The organism is Streptomyces anatolicus (genome assembly GCF_019400875.1).
Lineage (GTDB): Bacteria > Actinomycetota > Actinomycetes > Streptomycetales > Streptomycetaceae > Streptomyces > Streptomyces anatolicus.
Window position 1 is genome coordinate 1 of the sequence record NZ_WMBF01000807.1, and the last position, 1,550, is coordinate 1,550.

Annotated in this window: 1 protein-coding gene; it reads right to left on the reverse strand. The window is 70.5% G+C overall.

All coding sequences use genetic code 11. The annotated features are described in order from the left end of the window. Positions 1 to 130 precede the first annotated feature (130 nt). On the reverse strand, positions 131 to 1,550 hold a 1,420-nt coding region (locus GKQ77_RS32620; protein WP_219692762.1), incomplete at its 5' end, for a MinD/ParA family ATP-binding protein.

The following is a 1,550-nucleotide window of genomic DNA, read 5'->3' on the forward strand; positions in this document are numbered from 1 at the left end:
GCTGTGGGCAGGCGTTCCGCAGGGCGGAACGGGTGGGCACAGCCCTCGGCGCCGGGCGCGGTGAAGAGGGCGGTACGCGAACGGGCCCGCGCCGGGGAACGGCGCGGGCCCGCTGGTCGAGCGACGGAACCTACTGCTGAGGCGGCTGCTGCGGCTGCGGCGCCTGGAAAGGCGCCCCAGGCTGGAACGGGGCCCCGGGCTGCACGGCCTGCGGTTCCTGCCCATCCGGGGCGGGGGCGTGCGCCTGGGCCTGGGCCTGGGCCTGCGGAGCCTGAGGATGCGCCGGCTGCGAAGGCTGCCCCTGCGGCTGCTGCCACCCCTGCTGCGGGTAAGCCTGGGGCGCCTGCGCCTGCTGCGGAGGCACTTGCTGCGGAGGCGCCTGCTGGAAAGGCGCCTGCTGCTGAGGCACCGCCGCCTGAGAACCGTACGACTGCCGGCCCCCAGGCGAAGCCACCCCCTGCCCTGGCAACGGCGGAGCCACCCGCGGCGGCGGATTCCCATCCGAAGTCCACAGCCCCTGCTGCCGCTGAGCCCGCACAAAGTCCTCGGCCACCATCGCCGAGAGATTGAAGTACGCCTCCCGCACCTTCGGCCGCATCATGTCGAGATCGACCTCCGCACCGGCGGCGAGATGCTCGTCGAAGGGGACGACGACAACCCCCCGGCACCGCGTCTCGAAGTGCGAAACGATGTCATCGACCTTGATCATCTTCCCGGTCTCGCGCACTCCGGAGATGACGGTGATGGACCGCGAGACAAGATCGGCGTACCCATGCGCGGACAGCCAGTCCAACGTCGTGGACGCACTGCTCGCACCGTCCACCGACGGCGTGGAAATGATGATCAGCTGATCGGCGAGATCGAGCACGCCCCGCATGGCGCTGTACAGCAGCCCCGTACCGGAGTCCGTCAGGATGATCGGGTACTGCTTGCCGAGTACGTCGATGGCGCGCCGGTAGTCCTCGTCGTTGAACGTCGTCGACACGGCCGGATCGACGTCGTTGGCGATGATCTCGAGCCCGGACGACGCCTGCGAGGTGAAGCGCCGGATGTCCATGTACGAGTTGAGGTACGGGATCGCCTGGACGAGGTCACGAATGGTGGCCCCGGTCTCGCGCCGCACGCGCCGCCCGAGCGTACCGGCGTCGGGGTTGGCGTCGATGGCGAGGATCTTGTCCTGCCGCTCGGTGGCCAGCGTCGAGCCGAGCGCGGTGGTCGTGGTCGTCTTGCCGACGCCGCCCTTGAGGCTGATGACGGCGATGCGGTAGCAGGAGAGGACGGGGGTGCGGATCAGCTCCAACTTCCGCTGCCGCTCGGCCTCTTCCTTCTTCCCGCCGAGCTTGAACCGCGAACCGCCCCCGGCCCGGCTGCTCTTGGCCTTGGGCTTGGTGTTGCGCAACAGGCGGTCGGAGGACAGCTCGACGGCGGCGGTGTAACCGAGCGGAGCCCCCGGGTTGGTGCGCTCACGCTGATCGTGCTGAACGGCCTGCGGCCAGGCGGCACCGGTACGGGGGTCGACGGGGGGCTGCGGCTGGGCCGGAGGCTGGGCC